General features: G+C 67.8%; 15 protein-coding genes. 3 read left to right on the top strand and 12 right to left on the bottom strand.

Annotation, left to right across the window (positions count from 1 at the left end):
* Positions 1-109 precede the first annotated feature (109 nt).
* Positions 110-1,297, bottom strand: coding sequence for a PrsW family intramembrane metalloprotease (locus PTQ19_RS05885; RefSeq protein WP_274368797.1), 1,188 nt, complete (start codon positions 1,295-1,297; stop codon positions 110-112).
* A 59-nt stretch (positions 1,298-1,356) separates the two neighbouring features.
* Between PTQ19_RS05885 and PTQ19_RS05880 the strand changes: the two genes are divergently transcribed.
* On the top strand, positions 1,357-2,226 hold the full coding sequence (locus PTQ19_RS05880; RefSeq protein ID WP_274368796.1) for a fumarylacetoacetate hydrolase family protein: 870 nt from the start codon (positions 1,357-1,359) through the stop codon (positions 2,224-2,226).
* Between the two features lie 58 nt (positions 2,227-2,284).
* Here PTQ19_RS05880 and PTQ19_RS05875 read toward each other — a convergent pair whose 3' ends face one another.
* The 4 genes from PTQ19_RS05875 to PTQ19_RS05860 are packed head-to-tail and all read right to left on the bottom strand — an operon-like array spanning position 2,285 to position 6,565.
* A complete protein-coding gene (locus tag PTQ19_RS05875) occupies positions 2,285-3,745 on the bottom strand; it encodes an aspartate ammonia-lyase (protein ID WP_179411123.1) in 1,461 nt (486 codons plus the stop codon).
* 51 nt (positions 3,746-3,796) lie between these two features.
* A complete protein-coding gene (locus tag PTQ19_RS05870; RefSeq protein WP_274368795.1) occupies positions 3,797-4,714 on the bottom strand; it encodes a phosphodiesterase in 918 nt (305 codons plus the stop codon).
* Positions 4,715-4,769: 55 nt separating this feature from the next.
* Positions 4,770-5,105, bottom strand: a complete 336-nt coding sequence (locus PTQ19_RS05865; protein ID WP_179411125.1) for a peptidase — start codon at positions 5,103-5,105, stop codon at positions 4,770-4,772.
* The gene (locus tag PTQ19_RS05860; RefSeq protein ID WP_206550053.1) at positions 5,102-6,565 is read right to left on the bottom strand and encodes an inorganic phosphate transporter; all 1,464 of its coding nucleotides are present in this window, start codon (positions 6,563-6,565) and stop codon (positions 5,102-5,104) included. The genes PTQ19_RS05865 and PTQ19_RS05860 overlap by 4 nt, the downstream gene beginning before the upstream one ends.
* A 146-nt stretch (positions 6,566-6,711) precedes the next feature.
* On the opposite strand from PTQ19_RS05860, the gene PTQ19_RS05855 reads away from it, so the two are divergent.
* Positions 6,712-8,847 carry a S9 family peptidase gene (locus PTQ19_RS05855; protein WP_274368794.1) on the top strand — a complete coding sequence of 712 codons (2,136 nt, stop codon included), beginning with the start codon at positions 6,712-6,714 and terminating at the stop codon, positions 8,845-8,847.
* Between the two features lie 40 nt (positions 8,848-8,887).
* Here the strand turns inward: PTQ19_RS05855 and PTQ19_RS05850 are convergent, their stop codons facing one another.
* The 6 genes from PTQ19_RS05850 to truB form a co-directional block, all read right to left on the bottom strand.
* Positions 8,888-9,916, bottom strand: coding sequence for a 6-phosphofructokinase (locus PTQ19_RS05850; RefSeq protein ID WP_179411127.1), 1,029 nt, complete (start codon positions 9,914-9,916; stop codon positions 8,888-8,890).
* Positions 9,917-10,141: 225 nt separating this feature from the next.
* The gene (locus PTQ19_RS05845) at positions 10,142-12,283 is read right to left on the bottom strand and encodes a DEAD/DEAH box helicase (RefSeq protein WP_274368793.1); all 2,142 of its coding nucleotides are present in this window, start codon (positions 12,281-12,283) and stop codon (positions 10,142-10,144) included.
* Positions 12,284-12,497: 214 nt separating this feature from the next.
* On the bottom strand, positions 12,498-13,442 hold the full coding sequence (locus PTQ19_RS05840; protein ID WP_179411129.1) for a bifunctional riboflavin kinase/FAD synthetase: 945 nt from the start codon (positions 13,440-13,442) through the stop codon (positions 12,498-12,500).
* Positions 13,439-13,846, bottom strand: coding sequence for a hypothetical protein (locus tag PTQ19_RS05835; RefSeq protein WP_179411890.1), 408 nt, complete (start codon positions 13,844-13,846; stop codon positions 13,439-13,441). The genes PTQ19_RS05840 and PTQ19_RS05835 overlap by 4 nt, the downstream gene beginning before the upstream one ends.
* Before the next feature lie 40 nt (positions 13,847-13,886).
* Entirely contained in the window at positions 13,887-14,255 is a 369-nt protein-coding gene (locus tag PTQ19_RS05830; protein WP_274368792.1) for a hypothetical protein, read from the bottom strand.
* The gene (gene truB / locus PTQ19_RS05825) at positions 14,252-15,145 is read right to left on the bottom strand and encodes a tRNA pseudouridine(55) synthase TruB (protein WP_206823598.1); all 894 of its coding nucleotides are present in this window, start codon (positions 15,143-15,145) and stop codon (positions 14,252-14,254) included. Before truB ends, PTQ19_RS05830 begins: the two co-directional genes overlap by 4 nt.
* A 72-nt stretch (positions 15,146-15,217) precedes the next feature.
* Between truB and PTQ19_RS05820 the strand changes: the two genes are divergently transcribed.
* Entirely contained in the window at positions 15,218-16,114 is an 897-nt protein-coding gene (locus tag PTQ19_RS05820; protein WP_274368791.1) for an A/G-specific adenine glycosylase, read from the top strand.
* 6 nt (positions 16,115-16,120) lie between these two features.
* On the opposite strand, the gene rbfA is transcribed toward PTQ19_RS05820, so the two are convergent.
* Positions 16,121-16,549 (bottom strand): 30S ribosome-binding factor RbfA, encoded by a 429-nt coding sequence (gene rbfA, locus PTQ19_RS05815; protein ID WP_179411133.1) that lies wholly within the window; start codon positions 16,547-16,549, stop codon positions 16,121-16,123.
* Position 16,550: the final 1 nt, after the last annotated feature.

Raw genomic sequence — 16,550 nt, 5'->3', positions numbered from 1 at the left:
CCGGCCCGTCGGTGCACCCTTGCATTAGGCCAACTCAGCGCTCGGGAGACTCGCAGGCATTGCCGCAGCACCGGGCGCTGAGTTCTGTTATCACCAGTGCCGCACGCGCTCAGCACGCCAGCAATTGCGCACGCGTACTGCGGGAACGCATGAGCAGGGCGTACTCGTCGGCGGCCGCGTGCGGATCGCGCCCGGTGAGAGAGCGTTGACGCACGGCGGCGAGCTCAGTCGCATCCTTGATGAACGAGCGCATCAGCGGGCGCCGATCGCCGCGCAGGCCGGCAGCCCACTGCAGCCCCGCCTTGCGCCCCGCGGGTGTCGCGAGCATGACGATCTCCTGCGGCGTGAACCACCCCGCAGCCGCATAGTCGCCGAGGCGATGCCGGGTCAGGCGCGCTTCTTCCCTGCGCAGGCCGATGATCGCCAGGATGAACCCCACGAACAAAGGGATCTGCGTCGTCAGATACAGGAAAAGAAAGTCCCCCAACAGCGACGAGCCGTTCCAATAGGCATGCAACGCGATCGCGCCGATCAGGCCGAGGACGCCCGACCTCAGGGCCTGCCCCGCCGTGGCTCCCCGGCGTGCTGCCAGACCGATCGCGAAGCCGGTGAGAGCTGTGAACATGGCATGCGCGAACGGCGAGACCAACCCGCGCAGGATGAACGTCAGCGTCAAGTCGCTCGCGCCACCGGTGAGCAGGCTGATACCGAAGTACTGGATGTTCTCGGTGAACGCGAAGCCCGCGCCGATCAGCGCCCCGTAGACGACCCCGTCGACCGGGCCATCGAACGCTCGACGTCCGATCGCGAAGATCAGAAAGACACCGAGGCCCTTCGCTATCTCCTCGACCACGGGTGCCTGGATCACGGCGCCGAAGAACTCGGAGCGCGCACCGACCGCCATGGCCAGCAGCAGGTCGACGAGCAGGGTGATGCCCACCGATACGACGGCTCCCCAACCGAGCGCGAACACGACCAGGCTCTTCGGTTCGGGCTCCCAGCGGTCGATCAGTCGCACGCCGAACAGCACGATCCCCAGGGGGATCAGCGCGAGCACCAGTCCGACGGCCGACGCGCCGGCGCCGATGAACACCGTGAAATAGGCGATCAGCGCGATCAGCGCGAACACAAGCACGCCGTACACCCAGATCGAGACCGTCCGCCCCTTGCGCACCGGCATCGGCAGCTCGGGCATCGCCGGCGCCGGTGAAGGCGCAGCCGGGGCGGAGGAGGCGTGGGCGGCGGGTCGATCGAGCGCCGATGCGAACTCCGCGCGGCGGTCGGCTCCAAAGGTCATGCCAAAAGCCTAGAGGGAGCCTCGGTCGTGACCGTCATCGCTGCCGGTAGCGTAGAGGCATGCGTTTCGCCCATCTGAGCACACGCGCTTCCGAGACCCCGCACCTCGCCGTCATCGACGGTGACCATGCTGTCCTCGTCAGCGATCTCCTCTCCCCCGCCCCGGACACGCTCCAGCAACTCATCGAGGGCGGTGATGAGCTGCTCGATCGTGTACGCGCGGCATTCTCTGCGAGCACGGCACCGCGGCATCCGCTCGATGCCCTCCAGTTCAGCTCCGCCGTCCTCGCGCCGCCCGCGATCCTCGCGGTCGGCCTGAACTACGCCGCCCACTCCAGCGAACTCGGCCTCAAGACCGACACGGCACCGACCGTGTTCACCCTGTGGCCCAATTCGCTCACCGGGCACGGCTGCACCACGTCATGGCCGCGCGCGCTCAGCGAGTCGATCGACTACGAGGCCGAGCTCGGGGTCATCATCGGCCGTCCCACCAAGGACGTCTCCACCGAAGACGCCCTGGACTCCGTATGGGGCTACACCGTCGTCAACGACATCACGGCACGCGACATCCAGTTCGCCGAGGCGCAGTGGTCGCGGTGCAAGTCGTTCGACGGGTTCACACCCACCGGGCCCGTCGTCGTGACCGCCGACGAGATCGCCGATCCGCAGGACCTGCACATCTGGGCGGTCGTCGACGGCCACACGGTGCAGGATGCCAGCACCGGGCAGATGGTGCGCTCTGTCGCGACACTGATCGCCCACCTGTCGACGTCAGTCACTCTGCAGCCCGGCACGCTGATCTCAACGGGCAGCCCCGGCGGAGCCGGCTACTCGCGCGACCCGCAGATCTTCCTGCGCGACCGTTCCACGGTGACCGTCGGCATCGCCGGAATCGGCGAACTGACGACACACTGCCGCATTCTCGACTGATCACGAAGACGACGAAGGCGGTACCCCGGCTGGGGTACCGCCTTCGTCGTCTCTGCGATCAGTTCTCGGGCAGATCCTCGGCCGCGATCACGGGGATCGCCGCCGTCACCGTCTCAAGACCCGACAGGCGTGCGGGCGAGATCTGCTTCATGACCTCTTCGCGCGTCATCAGACCCGCCTCGACCACGAGATCGGCGACGTTGCGGTTCGTCAGCAACGCCGTCTTGGCGAGCGCAGCCGACGCGGCGTAGCCGATGAAGGGCGTCAGCGCGGTCACGACACCGACCGACGCACCGACCATCGCGCCGAGCCGGTCGCGGTTGGCGGTGATGCCGTCGACGCAGTTGACGCGCAGCGTCCACATCGCCTGCTGCATCCAGGTGATCGACTGGAAGATCGAGTGCGCGATCACGGGCTCGAAGGCGTTGAGCTGCAACTGCCCGCCCTCGACGGCCATCGTCACCGTGGTGTCGGCACCGGCGACGGCGAACGCCACCTGGTTGACGACCTCCGGGATCACCGGGTTGACCTTGCCCGGCATAATGCTGGAACCCGCCTGCTTGGCCGGCAGGTTGATCTCACCCAGGCCCGCCTGCGGACCCGACGAGAGCAGGCGCAGGTCGTTGCAGATCTTCGACAGCTTGATGGCGTTGCGCTTGAGGCTCGATGAGAAAGACATGAACGAACCGGTGTCACTGGTCGACTCGACCAGGTCGTCGGCGGTCTTCAGGTCGAGTCCGGAGATCTCGCGCAGGTGGTACAGCACCGCCGACGCGTACGCGGGGTGCGTGGTGATGCCCGTGCCGATGGCCGTGGCGCCCATGTTGATCTCGAACAGCAGCGAGGCGTTCTCGGTCAGGCGCTTGTGGTCGTAGCCGAGGGTCGAAGCGAAGCCGTTGAACTCCTGGCCGAGCGTCATCGGAACGGCGTCCTGCAGCTGCGTGCGACCGACCTTGAGCACGTCGTGGAACTCCGCCGCCTTGCCGAGGAACGAGCGGCGCAGCAGGTCGAGCTCGTCCAACAGCGAACGCAGGTTCAGAGACAGGCCGATCTTGATCGCCGTCGGGTAGACGTCGTTGGTCGACTGGCTGCGGTTGGTGTGGTCGATCGGCGACAGGTACGCGTAGTCGCCCTTCTGCCGGCCGGCCATCTCGAGCGCGATGTTGGTGATGACCTCGTTCGCGTTCATATTGGTCGACGTCCCGGCGCCGCCCTGGATGACACCGACGATGAACTGGTCGTGGAACTCACCGTCGATCACGCGCTGGGCGGCAGCGTCGATGAGGTCCGCGCGCTCGGCGTCGAGGGTGCCGATCTGCTTGTTGGCGCGGGCGCTGGCCTGCTTGACCATCGCCAGGCCCCGGATCATGTCCGGATAGACCGAGATCGGACGCTTGGTGATCGGGAAGTTCTCTTCAGCGCGAGCCGTGTGCACCCCCCAGTACGCGTCTGCCGGGATCTCGAGGCTTCCCAGCGAATCGGTTTCGGTGCGGGTCGGAGCGGGCGCGTCAGCGGCCATGTCACTTCCTTGTGGGTGGTGGCGAAAGGGAAATCGGGGGATGCCACCAGTCTACGCCGAATAGGGATCGGGCTTTCTTGAGAACGCCTCCAGACGCTCCTGCGGTGAGAGCCGTGCCATCCGCTCTGCCCACTCCGGACCGAAGAACGCGCCCGTGGGAGCATCCGTGACCGGGACGACAGTGTGCGTGATGGTGTCAGGATGCACGTGCACCAGCTGGAATGCCTGCGCGGCGTCCATGCCGTTGACCGCAACCGCAGGTCGCGCGACGTTCATCGTGTAGCAGGTGGCAGATGCCACGCTGACCGGGACGCCGGCGAACACGCCGTGCGCCGAGTAGTGCAGGTGGCCGGCGAGGATGCCGCGCACATCCGTTCCGCGGATGACATCGGCGAGCTCGTCCTGATGCCGCAGCTCGAGGATGTCGAACAGCGGTACATGACTCGGCAAGGGCGGGTGATGCATCGCCAACAGGGTGCCGTGTGGAGCGGGCTTCCGCAGCTGGTCGCGCAGCCAGTCCAGCTGCTCTGGATCGAGATCCCCGTGATGCCATCCGGGCACGCTCGTATCGAGCGCGATAACGCGCAGGCCGTCCAGATCCCACGTGCCCGTGACGGGCAGCTGGGTGGGCGCGAGATCGAGCAGGTGCTCACGCATCGCCGGGCGCTCGTCGTGATTGCCGGCCACCCAGATGACGGGGCAGTCGAGCTCAGCCGCGAGCGGCTCAACGGCGGACCGCAACCGAAGGTACGCGTCAGGTTCGCCGAGGTCAGCGAGGTCGCCGGTCATGACGATCGCCGACGGTCGCGCCTGCGTATCGCGGATGTCCGCCAGCGTTCGCGCCAGACCGGCATCGACGTCGTAACGCTCCCCCAGCCGTTCACCCCCGGCGAGCAGATGCGGATCGCTGACGTGCACCAGCACGTGGGATGCCGGAGCGTGCCGACCGAACGCGTAGGAAGCGGGCATGCGTCCAGCGTAGGTCCGCGTTCGGTCCCGAACGCCTGTGCCGCGGCGCGTCGTGTCAGTGCGCGATGACGATCACCAGCACGCCGCCGATCACTGCGGCCCCGCAGACCGCGAAGCACGTGTATGCGCCCACGCGCGCCAGCATCCGCTGTCCCTCTGTCAGAGGGCTGCGCTTGGCTGCCTTCGCAGCCGCTTTCTCGGCGCGGCGGATCTCCTTGTCAGAGACGATCGTGATGGCATCCGTGAACTCCACCGGCCCGACGACGGGCGCGCGCCCGCCGCGCACGAGCAGACGCAGCCCCAGCGCGTAGAAGGTGACGACGATACCGGCCCCCGCCAGTGCGGCCAGGAACACACTCAGGAACGCACCCCAATCGATGTCGACGCTCATCGCTGCACCTCCTCATCAGCAGAAGAATCCCACTCGGCGAGTTCGGCCCGAGCACGCCGGCTGGCGCTGAGCACCTCCCACTCCTGAGCCGCCTGCTGCGCTTCGGCGTGTTTGGACGCTGCGCGATCGGCCGCCTTCCGCGCCGCCTTGAGCTCAGAGGGCGAGCCGCCGTTCTTCTTCAGCTTCTTGGCTCGGCGCGCGGCCTTCTCGGCCTCATCGGCCTTACGCTCGGCACGGTCGAGGGCACGGACCAGCTCCATGCGGCTGGCACGGCGTGTGGGGCCGGGCACCTCGGGAACATCCACGGCGTGACCGGAATCGGCGACGTCGCTCATGGCATTGGAGGCGTTGACCTCATCTCGGCGCGAGTACAGGTAGAGGCCCACGATGATCACGAGGGCGAGAATCGCGTCGATCAGCACGCCCACGTTGCCCCAGAGCACGACCAGCCAGGCGGCAAGGCCGCCGACGGCGCCGGCCGCAGGGAGCGTGAGCAGCCACCCGATACCGATGCGGCCGACGGTGCGCCAGCGCACGATCGCGCCGCGACGCCCCAGACCAGAACCGATCACAGAACCGGAGGCGACCTGCGTGGTCGAGAGCGCGAAACCGAGCGCGCTCGAGGCGAGGATCGTCGCGGACGTGGAGCTCTCGGCCGCGAAGCCCTGCGCGGGCTTAACCTCGGTCAGCCCCTTGCCGAGCGTGCGGATGATGCGCCATCCGCCCAGGTAGGTACCGAGCGCGATCGTGAACGCGCATGCCGCGATCACCCAGAACTCGGGGTTGTGATAGTCGTCGGACGTCGGATCGCCCGTCTGCCAGCCCACCGTGATCAGAGCGAGGGTGATGACACCCATCGTCTTCTGCGCGTCGTTGGTGCCGTGGGCGAGGGCGACCAGCGACGAGGTGAAGATCTGCCCCCACCGGAATCCATCGCGCCCGTCGGGCTTGCCGTCGTAGCGGCGCGTGATCGAGTACGCGATCTTGGTCGCGAGGAACGCGATGATGCCGGCGGTCAGCGGGGCGATCAGCGCGGGCAGGATGACCTTCGACATCACGACGCCGAAGTTGATTCCGCTCAGGCCGACACCCACGAGCGTCGAGCCGATGAGACCGCCGAACAGGGCGTGCGACGAGCTGGAGGGCAACCCCAGCAGCCAGGTGAGCATGTTCCACGTGATCGCGCCGATCAGACCGGCGAAGATCAATTGCGGCATGATCGACAAGTCGATCTGGTCCTCGCGCACGATGCCACCCGAGACGGTCTTGGCGACCTCCGTCGACAAGAACGCGCCGACGAGGTTGAGCAGCGCAGCCAGGAGCACCGCTGTCTTCGGCTTGAGCGCTCCGGTGGCGATCGGTGTCGCCATGGCGTTCGCGGTGTCGTGGAATCCGTTCGTGAAGTCGAAGAACAGTGCCAGCGCGATGACCAGCACGACGATGAGGGCTGCGGTTTCCACCGGTCTCTTTCGTTGGGGCTTGAGGGACGTGCCGAGGAATCGGCGTGACGAACGAAGAGTTCACCGTGGGTTCAGCGTGTGTTAACCCGTGAGAATCCTCCCACCCCGACCGGAGCCGGTCAACTCGCCTCCGGTAGCGTGGAGCGGTGAGCGAATCCAGCATCCAGCCGCCGGTCGCGGCCCGACGCCCCATCACCCGCACTCATCACGGCGACGTCTTCGTCGACGACTACGAATGGCTCCGCGCAAAGGACGACGCCGAGGTACGCGACCACCTCGACGCCGAGAACGCGCACACCGACGCCCGTACCGCGCACCTCGCGCCACTGCGCGAGCGCCTGTTCGACGAGGTGCGCGCCCGCGTACTCGAGACCGATCTGTCGGTGCCGACACGGCGCGGCGACTGGTGGTTCTACGGCCGCACCGAAGAGGGCGCGCAATACGGCATCCAGTGCCGTACCGCGGCGACCGGCGACGACTGGACTCCCCCCGTCCTCGAACCCGGCGTACCGGTCCCCGGCGAAGAGGTGCTGCTCGACGGCAACGCCGAGGCCGAGGGGCACGACTTCTTCTCGTTGGGCGCCTTCGATGCCTCTGACGATGGCCGCAGGCTGCTGTGGTCGGTCGACGTCGAGGGCTCCGAGCTCTACACCGTGCATGTGCGTGACCTCGCCACCGGTGAAGCGCTCATCACGCCGATCGAGAACACTGCGCAGGCGTTCTTCACGCCCGACGGCACCGGCGTCCTTTACACCACTCGCGACGAGGCGTGGCGTCCGGACGCACTGTGGTTGCGCCGGATCGGCACGGACGCTGATGCGGATGTGCGGCTGTTCCACGAGCCGGACGAGAGGTTCTGGCTGGGCGCCGGGATCACGCGCAGCAAGAAATACCTGCTGATCGACGTCGGCTCGAAGATCTCCTCGGAGGAACTGCTGGTCGACCTCGCCGACCTCACCGCCGAGCCCCGCGTGATCTGGCCACGACGCGACGGCGTCGAGTACGCCGCCGACCACGCCGTCGTCGACGGCGAGGACCGGCTGCTGATCCTGCACAACGACGGCGCCCTCGATTTCGAGCTTGTCTCTGTGGCCGCCGATGCTCCCGACGGCGCACGTCAGGTGCTGCTTCCGCACACCCCGGGGCGACGCCTGCTGGATGTCGACTGCTTCCGCGATTTCGCGACCGTCGAGTACCGCAGCGAGGGTCTGCCCCGCACCGCGCTGATGGACCTGCGCACCGGCGAACTGCAGCAGATCACCTTCGAAGAGCCGCTGTACGCGGCCTATTTCGGCGGCAATCCCGAATGGCACCAGCCGTTCCTGCGGATGGGCTACACGTCGTTCGTGACGCCGTCGACGGTGCTCGAACTCGACGTCGCGACCGGTGAGCAGCACATCCGCAAGCAGCAGCCCGTGCTCGGCGGGTACGACGCCGAGCAGTACGGCCAGCGTCGGGTGTGGGCCACCGCGCCCGATGGCGTGCAGGTGCCGATCTCACTGGTGTGGAAACGCTCGTTCGGCGAACCCGGCGACGGCATCCGCCCCGTGCACCTGTACGGCTACGGATCGTACGAGCACTCCATCGACCCCGGATTCTCCTCCATGCGCCTGTCGATGCTGGACCGCGGTGTGGTCTTCGCCGTGGCGCACGTGCGCGGCGGCGGCGAGATGGGACGGCACTGGTACGAGGACGGCAAGGAACTGCACAAGCGCAACACCTTCACCGACTTCGTCGCCTGCGCCCGGCACCTGATCGACACGGACGTGACGACGCCCGAGCGCATGGTCGCCGAGGGCGGCAGCGCCGGCGGCCTGCTGATGGGCGCCGTCGCCAACCTGGCGCCCGAGCTGTTCGCCGGCATCGTGGCGGGCGTGCCGTTCGTCGACGCGCTGACGTCGATCCTCGACCCGTCGCTGCCGCTCACCGTCGTGGAGTGGGACGAGTGGGGCGACCCGCTGCACAATGCCGACGTGTACGCGTACATGAAGTCGTACACGCCCTACGAGAACGTCCGCGACGGTGTCGACTACCCGCGCATCCTTGCGGTGACCTCATTGAACGACACCCGCGTGCTGTACGTCGAGCCCGCCAAGTGGGTGGCTCGGCTGCGCGAGGCGGGCGCCTCGGATGTGCTGATGCGCTGTGAGATGTCCGCCGGCCACGGCGGCGTCAGCGGCCGCTACAACGCGTGGAAGGATCGTGCGTTCGAACTGGCGTGGATGCTGGACGTGCTCGGCCTGGCCGATACCGACCAGGCCGGCACCGACCAGGAGGACTGAGAACCGACGACGGGGCGGCGGATGCTGGAACGCCAGGCGCTCAGCCGAACAGCGCCGCCGCCTCTTCGTAGCGGGCCACCGGAACGGTGTTGAGCTCACCGAGAGCCTCGGCGAACGGCACCCGGACGATGTCGGTGCCGCGCAGCGCAACCATCTGCCCCCAGTCGCCGTCGACCAGGGCGTCTGCGGTGTGCAGGCCCAGGCGCGTGGCGAGCACCCGGTCGAAGCCGGACGGCGAACCTCCGCGCTGGATGTGCCCGAGCACGGTCGACCGCGTCTCGATGCCCGTGCGTCGCTCGATCTCGGGAGCCAGAATCTCGCTGATGCCACCGAGACGCGGCCGGTTGAACGCGTCAAGCCCCTTGTCGCTGTAGGCCTCTTCCATACCCGTCAGCGTGAACCCCTCCGAGACGACGACGAGCGGAGCGCGGCCGCGATCGGAGGCGCTGGTGACCAGGGCGCAGATCTCGTCCATCGACATCGGCACCTCGGGGATGCAGATGACATGCGCACCCGCCGCCATACCGGCGTGCAGCGCGATCCAGCCCACGTGACGGCCCATCACCTCGGCCACCATGCAGCGCTGGTGCGAGTCGCCCGTGGTGCGCAGCCGATCCATCGCGTCGGTGGCGATGTTCACGGCCGTGTCGAAGCCGAACGAGTAGTCGGTGGCGCGTAGATCGTTGTCGATGGTCTTCGGGACGCCGAGTACGTTGATGCCGTCCTTGGCGAGGCGGTCGGCCGCGGCGAGCGTGCCCTCACCGCCGATCGCGACGATGCCGTCGATCCCGTGATCGGCAAGGGTGCGGGCGATGTTCTCCGCACCGCCGCGCGGCCCTTCGTAGGGGTTGGTGCGGCTGGTGCCGAGGATCGTGCCGCCGACCTTGGACAGGCCTTTGACCTCATGACGGGTGAGCGGGAACATGTCGCCGTCGACGACGCCGCGCCAGCCGTCGCGGATACCCACGAACTCGAGGTCGTACGCGGTCGTGCCTTTGAGGACGATTCCACGGATGACGGCGTTCAGGCCGGGGCAGTCGCCGCCACTGGTGAGAATACCGATCTTCATGCTGCCGCCTTCGCGCTTCAGGAATGGAAAAGAGATGAGGCGACGCTGCCCGCTCTCGACACTAGTGGGCAGGACGGGCGGATGCCATTCCAGAGGCGATGAAAACCGATGATCTTGCACGACAACATGCATCGATACCAACTTCTTGAGCAAATCCTCCGCATGAGACGCAAAGAGGGCGTCAAGAACAATTGTTCTTAACGCCCTCTCGGAGTGCTGTGACGGTCAGGCGCCGAGCGCGTCGCGCAGCAAATGCATCAGCGCGGCCATCTGCACCGACTCGCTCGGCTCGGCGGATGCCGCCTCGCCGTCGAGAGCCCTGGCAGCCAGCCCCTGCTTCTGGTCGATCAGCTCAGCGATCTTCGTGTCAAGAGTGTGGGCGGCGATGATGCGCCACGCCGTCACCGGTTCGTCCTGACCGATGCGGTGCACGCGGTCGATCGCCTGGGTCTGCTCGGCAGCCGTCCAGCTCAGCTCGGCCAGCACGACGTTCGATGCCACTTGGAGGTTCACGCCGACGCCCGCCGCGGTCAGCGAACACACGGCGATGCCGACCTCAGGGTCGGTGTTGAACGCATCGATCGCCTGCTGCCGCGCCGGCGTGCTCTGGTCACCGCGGATCGAAACGGCCTTGATGCCCGACGCGGCGAAGTGCGCCTCTGCCTGGTCCATGACATCGACGTGCTTGGCGAAGAAGACGACCTTCTGCACCGAGCGCTGCAGCTGTGCAGCGTAGTCGGCCGCCAGCTGCGCCTTGGCCTGGCCGATCCGCCGCACCATCGTGAAGACGTTGTCGCCGCCGGTGCCGGCGGCCTTCGACTCTTCAAGCTCGTTGTGGGCGACCAGGCGCACGATGTCGTCATCGAGCTCGCCGTGCGCGACCGCTCCGGGCCGGTCTCCGCGCGCCTCAATGATGCGCCGGTACTTCGCGGCCATCCGCTCGCCCAGCTCGCGTTCGGCCTGGCGGATGCTGCGGCCGAACTCGTCGTCCAGCTGCACGGGCAGATCGGCGACGAGCTTGTCGGGCAGATCCGCTGCGACGTCCTTCTTCTTGCGGCGGACGATACCCATCGAGATCACGGCCTCGCGTGCCTCGGCGTAGAAGGTCTTGTCGGCGGGGGTCAGGCCCGTGGCATCCAGCTTCTCCATCAGCTCGGGTCCCGGCTTCTCGCCGTTCGTCCAGCCGAGGAAGCGCCAGATCGCGTCAAAGTCTTCGACGTCGTTGATCAGCGGGGTACCGGTCAGTGCCAGCATCAACGGGTTGCGCTCACGCTCACGGATGCGCGACGCCAGGGCCAGCACGTTCTGGGAACGCTGTGACGAGAGGTTCTTGATGAAGTGCGCCTCGTCGACCACCATGCCCTTCAGCCCGATGGAGCCCAGCCAGGAGAGGTGGCGGTCGAGGATCTCGTAGTTGACGATGAACACATCGGCGAAGGCATCGATGTCGGCACCGTCACCCGCGATCACCGTCGCGCGCCGCTGCGGCGTCCACCGCTCGACCTCCCGGGCCCAGTTCATCTTCACCACGTTCGGCACGACGACCAGCAACGGATACGCGCCCGCCACCGACGCCGCGAGCACCGACTGCGCGGTCTTGCCCAGTCCGGGCTCGTCGGCAAGCAAGAAGCTGCGGTGTCCCGCGCGCACGGCCTCGACGAAGCGAGACTGGTGCACCATCACCTCGCGCCCCTTCGGCGAGATGTGATCGTACTCGGGCGTGGGCGGCAGATCCATGGTCGCCGCTCCCCCGCCAGCCCCCGACTCGAACGCCTTGTACAGCGGGCCCATGAGCTCCCAGCCGTCCAGTCGCCGACGCGGCACCGCGGCGGGGCGCGGCGTCAGATCCGGCGCGAGGAACGGGTTGGCGAGCTGGCGCGACTCGACCGAGGGCGGCGTCACCTGCTTCTCGGCAATCGCCGCGGGCACGATGGGCGCGCGCGTCGGCGCCACGTCGGTGATGACGAGCTCCTCGGGCGCCAGCTCGGCGCCCGACTCCAGCAACCAATCGCGACGCATGCGCTTTGCCACCGGCGATGCCGCCTGGTCGGCCTCCAGCAGTTGGATCAGCGAAGTGTCACGAGCCGCGGTCTTCGCCAGAATCGTGGCCACGCCGTCGAGACGCTTGAGCAGTTCGACGCGGGCCGCGTCGGTCAGTTCCGCATCAGCCTTGACCCGGGCGCGCTCCTCGCGCACCAGAAAGGCTATGACCTGGAACTTGACGCGGTTAGTGGGGCCGAGCTTCGAACGCTGGGCCTTCGCCTCGATCTCGCGCACCTTGCGCGCCAGGATCGGGATCAGTGGTGCCTCGTCGTCGCGACGAGAGGTCTTCTTGCGCCGCGGTGCGGCGGTTGCCGTGGTCGGCATGCTCCTCCTGAGCGTGTGTGCCGAAGCGCCGAAGGGGCCTTCGGTCCGTTGCGGTCATCCGCGTGTGGCGCCAGCCAGGACCGTGCGGATGCAGGTGCTCGATCTGCGCGTTGCGCGGCCGTCGATCAGCACCGGTACCAAGTTTACGACATGTGCGCCGGATATCGACAGAAACGACACCGCACCGTCCATGGAACCGCGGCTCAGAGCGTGATCAGAGGCCGAGGCGCGCTCGTGCGTCCGCGACGTCCGCTGCGATCTGATCGATCAGTGCGGCCATGCCTTCGAAGGCGACCATGCCGCGCAGATGAGCGGTGAACTCCACCGTGACACGATGACCGTACAGGTCGAGACCGTCCTGGTCGAGCACGTGCGCCTCGACCTGCCGGCGCGACACGTCGTCGAAGGTCGGATTGGTGCCCACCGAGATCGCGGCGGGATACCGCACCCCAGTCGTATGGTCGGTCATCCAGCCGGCGTAGATCCCATCTGCGGGGATCAGCGCATCCACCGTCTCGGACAGGTTCGCCGTCGGGAAGCCGAGCTCACGCCCGCGCTTGAGACCGTGCACGACTTCACCCGAGACGGCGACCGGGCGTCCGAGCACAATCGCAGCCTGCGCGACGTCGCCGGCCGCGAGCAGTTCGCGGATCCACGTCGACGAGACCCGTCGCCCCTCCCCCTGCGGGAACACATCGCCGATGACATCCACCGAGAAGTCGTGCTCCGGCCCCATGTGCTTCAGCAGCTCGGGTGTTCCCGCACCGCCGTTGCCGAATCGGAAGTCCTCGCCGACGAGCACCGTGGCGACGCGCAGCGCATCGACGAGGATCGTGCGGACGAACTCCTCGGCAGGGACCGACGCCAGTGCGCTGTCGAAGGTCAGCACGAGCGTTGCATCCAGCCCGCTCTCTCCGAGCAGTTCGAGCTTGCGATCCAGCGACACCACATTGTCGGGGCAGAGCTGCGGGCGCAGCACCTCGAGGGGGTTGCGGTCGAAGGTCACCGCGACGGCACGTGCGCCGATGGCGCGGGCATCCTCTTGCACCTTGCGGATGATCGCCTGGTGTCCGACGTGCACGCCATCGAACTTGCCGATGGCGACGACGGTGCGACCGAAATCGGCCGGCACCTCGGCGGGGTCACGGAAGACGATCACGAATGCTCCTCACCGACCGCGACGGGGTGCTGACGGCTGCGTCGCAACCACCAGATACCGAAGACCGGCAGCACGAGCGGGACGAACACGTATCCCATGCCGAAGTACGACCACACGCTGTCGTGTCCGAACAGCGACGGCACGAGCAGACTCAACGCTCCCACCACAAGCACGCCGGTGAGCTCGAAGACGATGGCCACCCACGCCACCTGGTACCACCCGGGTCGATCCGCGAGCACGAGAGCGAGGGTGGCAAGGATGTAGACCGCCGCGGCAACGGCGGAAAGGGTATAGGCGAGCGGGGCCTCGTCGAAGCGGCGGACGATCTGGACGAAGCTGCGCCCGGTGGCCGCCAGCGCCATCACGGCGTACACGATGACGAGCACTCGGCCGACGCCCGTCATGCGGTTGCGTGTGGCGGTGTGGGACATTGCGTGCTCCATTCTAGGCGGCCGGCAGCGTCCAGATCGTCTGCATGCGCCAGAGCATGATCGCCAGCGAGACGGCGACGACACCGAGCACGACGGTGCTCCAGCGCCCGCGCTCCAGCAGCGCCCAGGCGATCCCGCCGATCGGCAGCAGCACCGCGGCGATCAGGTAGACCCAGAACTCCAGCAGATCGCCGGTGGGCGGGTTGCCCGCGAACGGGGCGATGATCGCGATCACCACTTGCGCGATCAGCAGCACCTCGACCAGCAGCAGGCTGCCGACCGTGTAGTCACTCGGACGACGACCGGCGAACCCGGCGATCAGGCAGAACAGCCCCGCCGCGAGCGCCACGACGATCTGGACCACGGTGAACCACAGGATCATCCCTGCACCTCCGGCATGTTCATTGCACTCTTGATATCGGCACCGCGCGTCTCGACGACGCCGATCAACGCACCGTGCGGGTCGATTGCGGCGACTTCGGATGCCGTCAGCCGGGACGACTGCCCGTGCAGGCGCTTCCCGTGTCTGAGGTCCCGCGCCTCCTGTTCAGTGACGTGCAGCACGGGCATCACGCGGGCCGCCGCTGCGGCTGCGGTCAGGGTTGAGGCTCCTTCCAACGCGTCGATGCCCACGGCATCCGCCACGTCGAACTCGCCGACGCGCGTGCGCCGAAGTGCTGTGAGGTGCCCGCCGATGCCGAGAGCCGCACCGAGGTCCCGCGCGAGCGCGCGGATGTACGTGCCCGACGAGCAATCGACGATGACGTCGAGATCGATGAAGCCGTCGGTGTCACGGCGCGCAAGCACGTCGAAGCGCGACACAGTCACCTGACGTGCTGCTAGCTCGACCTCCTCGCCCGCGCGTACACGGTCATAGGCGCGCTTGCCGTCGACCTTGATCGCCGAGACGGCGCTCGGCACCTGTGCGATCGGGCCCGTCAGATCCGCGATGCCCGCCGCGATGCGTTCCGCGGTGATAGCCGCGACGGCGTCGTGAGCTGCACGTTCGAGCATCTCGCCCTCGGCGTCGTCGGTGGTGGTTGCCGCGCCCAGACGGATGGTCGCCGAGTATGTCTTGTCAGCCCCGACGATGTAGGTCAGCAGACGCGTCGCGCCCTCGATGCCGATCACAAGCAGCCCGGTCGCCATTGGATCCAGCGTTCCGGCGTGCCCCACCTTTCTCGTGCCGAATGCGCGTCGCGTGCGGGCGACGACGTCGTGGCTGGTGAGGCCACCGGGCTTGTCGACGAGCAGGATGCCGGGGGTGAGCATCCCTCCAGTTTAGGCCGCGTCGCTGACCCTCCCCGCCGCAGCAACGCCCCGTGACCGCAATAGGGTGAGAGGATGCCCGCACCGACCTCGCAGCCTGCCTGGAGCGATGCTCTCTCCGACTGGTACGGGCGTACCGCACGGGACCTGCCCTGGCGCCGCGCGGACTTCTCCGAACAGTACGGCGCGTGGGGAACGCTGGTGAGCGAGTTCATGCTGCAGCAGACGCCTGTCGCGCGCGTGATCCCGCATCTGGAGGCCTGGTTGGAGCGCTGGCCCACGCCGGCGGCGATGGCGACGGCCACCCCGGCGCAGGTCGTGCACCAGTGGGCGAACCTCGGCTACCCGCGCAGGGCGCTGTGGTTGCACCGCGCAGCCGTGCAGGTCGTGGAGCATCACGACGGGGTGGTGCCCCGAGAGGTGTCGAAGCTGCTGGAGCTGTCCGGGATCGGTGACTACACCGCGCGCGCCGTGGCCGTCTTTCACTACGGCGACCGCCACCCCGTCGTCGACACCAACACCCGCCGGGTGATCGCTCGTCTCGTCGAGGGGCTGTCTGCTCCGGAACCTCCGTCCGCGCGCGACCTGACGCGGATGAGCACGCTGCTGCCCGAAGCGCGCGCCGCATCCGCGGTGTTCAACGCCGCCATGATGGAGCTCGGCGCAGTTGTCTGCACGGCACGCTCCCCGAAGTGCGAGGTCTGCCCACTGGCATCCGACTGCGCCTGGCTCAGAGCGGGTCAGCCGCAAACGGGCGATCGTCGGCGCCGACAGGCGCGCTACGAAGGCTCGGATCGCCAGGCGCGCGGCGCACTGCTGCGCATGTTGCGCGAGGCGCCCGAGCACCGTGTACCCGCGGGTGTCGCCGCCGAGCATTGGCCCGATGGCGGTCAGCGTGACCGGGCGATCGACTCGCTCGTCGCAGATGGACTCATCGAGGCATCCGACGGCGAGTTGCGCCTCCCGGCGTGAGACGCGTCAGGACTCGTCGTCCTCGTCCCGGCGATACGGGTCGGTCTCGCCCGCGTGGGTTGCGGACGACGCGAGCTTGGCCACCTCGGCGTCGCGCTCGCGGGCTTCGCGCAGCAGGTCGGCGATGTGACCGGCGTTCTCGGGCAACGCGTCCGGGATGAACTCCAACGTCGGCACGAGGCGGATGTTCAGCTGGCGCCCGACCTCCTTGCGCAGCAGGCCCGTGGCCGAGGTCAGCGCCGCTCCGCTAGAAGCACGCTCCTCGTCGGTGCCGAGCACGGTGTAGAACACCGATGCGTGCTGCAGGTCACCAGAGACGCGCACGTCGGTGATCGTGACGAACCCGAGGCGCGGGTCACGCAACCCCTTCTCAAGACGCTCGGCGAGGATGACGCGGATGCGGTCCGCAAGTCGTGCCTGTCGTTCTCCGGCCATG

The sequence above is a fragment of the Microbacterium esteraromaticum genome, assembly GCF_028747645.1.
Taxonomy (GTDB): Bacteria; Actinomycetota; Actinomycetes; order Actinomycetales; family Microbacteriaceae; genus Microbacterium; species Microbacterium esteraromaticum_C.
Note: the sequence above shows the minus strand (reverse complement) of the source record. Positions and strands in the feature narration are given on the sequence as shown.

What these genes read in the sequence shown, in the direction of transcription:
- PTQ19_RS05885 (WP_274368797.1), bottom strand. Translation starts at nt 1,297, where the DNA reads ATGACCTTTGGAGCCGACCGCCGCGCGGAGTTCGCATCGGCGCTCGAT.
- PTQ19_RS05875 (WP_179411123.1), bottom strand. Translation starts at nt 3,745, where the DNA reads ATGGCCGCTGACGCGCCCGCTCCGACCCGCACCGAAACCGATTCGCTG.
- PTQ19_RS05870 (WP_274368795.1), bottom strand. Translation starts at nt 4,714, where the DNA reads ATGCCCGCTTCCTACGCGTTCGGTCGGCACGCTCCGGCATCCCACGTG.
- PTQ19_RS05880 (WP_274368796.1), top strand. Translation starts at nt 1,357, where the DNA reads ATGCGTTTCGCCCATCTGAGCACACGCGCTTCCGAGACCCCGCACCTC.
- PTQ19_RS05820 (WP_274368791.1), top strand. Translation starts at nt 15,218, where the DNA reads ATGCCCGCACCGACCTCGCAGCCTGCCTGGAGCGATGCTCTCTCCGAC.
- PTQ19_RS05835 (WP_179411890.1), bottom strand. Translation starts at nt 13,846, where the DNA reads ATGACGGGCGTCGGCCGAGTGCTCGTCATCGTGTACGCCGTGATGGCG.
- rbfA (WP_179411133.1), bottom strand. Translation starts at nt 16,549, where the DNA reads ATGGCCGGAGAACGACAGGCACGACTTGCGGACCGCATCCGCGTCATC.
- truB (WP_206823598.1), bottom strand. Translation starts at nt 15,145, where the DNA reads ATGCTCACCCCCGGCATCCTGCTCGTCGACAAGCCCGGTGGCCTCACC.
- PTQ19_RS05830 (WP_274368792.1), bottom strand. Translation starts at nt 14,255, where the DNA reads ATGATCCTGTGGTTCACCGTGGTCCAGATCGTCGTGGCGCTCGCGGCG.
- PTQ19_RS05845 (WP_274368793.1), bottom strand. Translation starts at nt 12,283, where the DNA reads ATGCCGACCACGGCAACCGCCGCACCGCGGCGCAAGAAGACCTCTCGT.
- PTQ19_RS05850 (WP_179411127.1), bottom strand. Translation starts at nt 9,916, where the DNA reads ATGAAGATCGGTATTCTCACCAGTGGCGGCGACTGCCCCGGCCTGAAC.
- PTQ19_RS05865 (WP_179411125.1), bottom strand. Translation starts at nt 5,105, where the DNA reads ATGAGCGTCGACATCGATTGGGGTGCGTTCCTGAGTGTGTTCCTGGCC.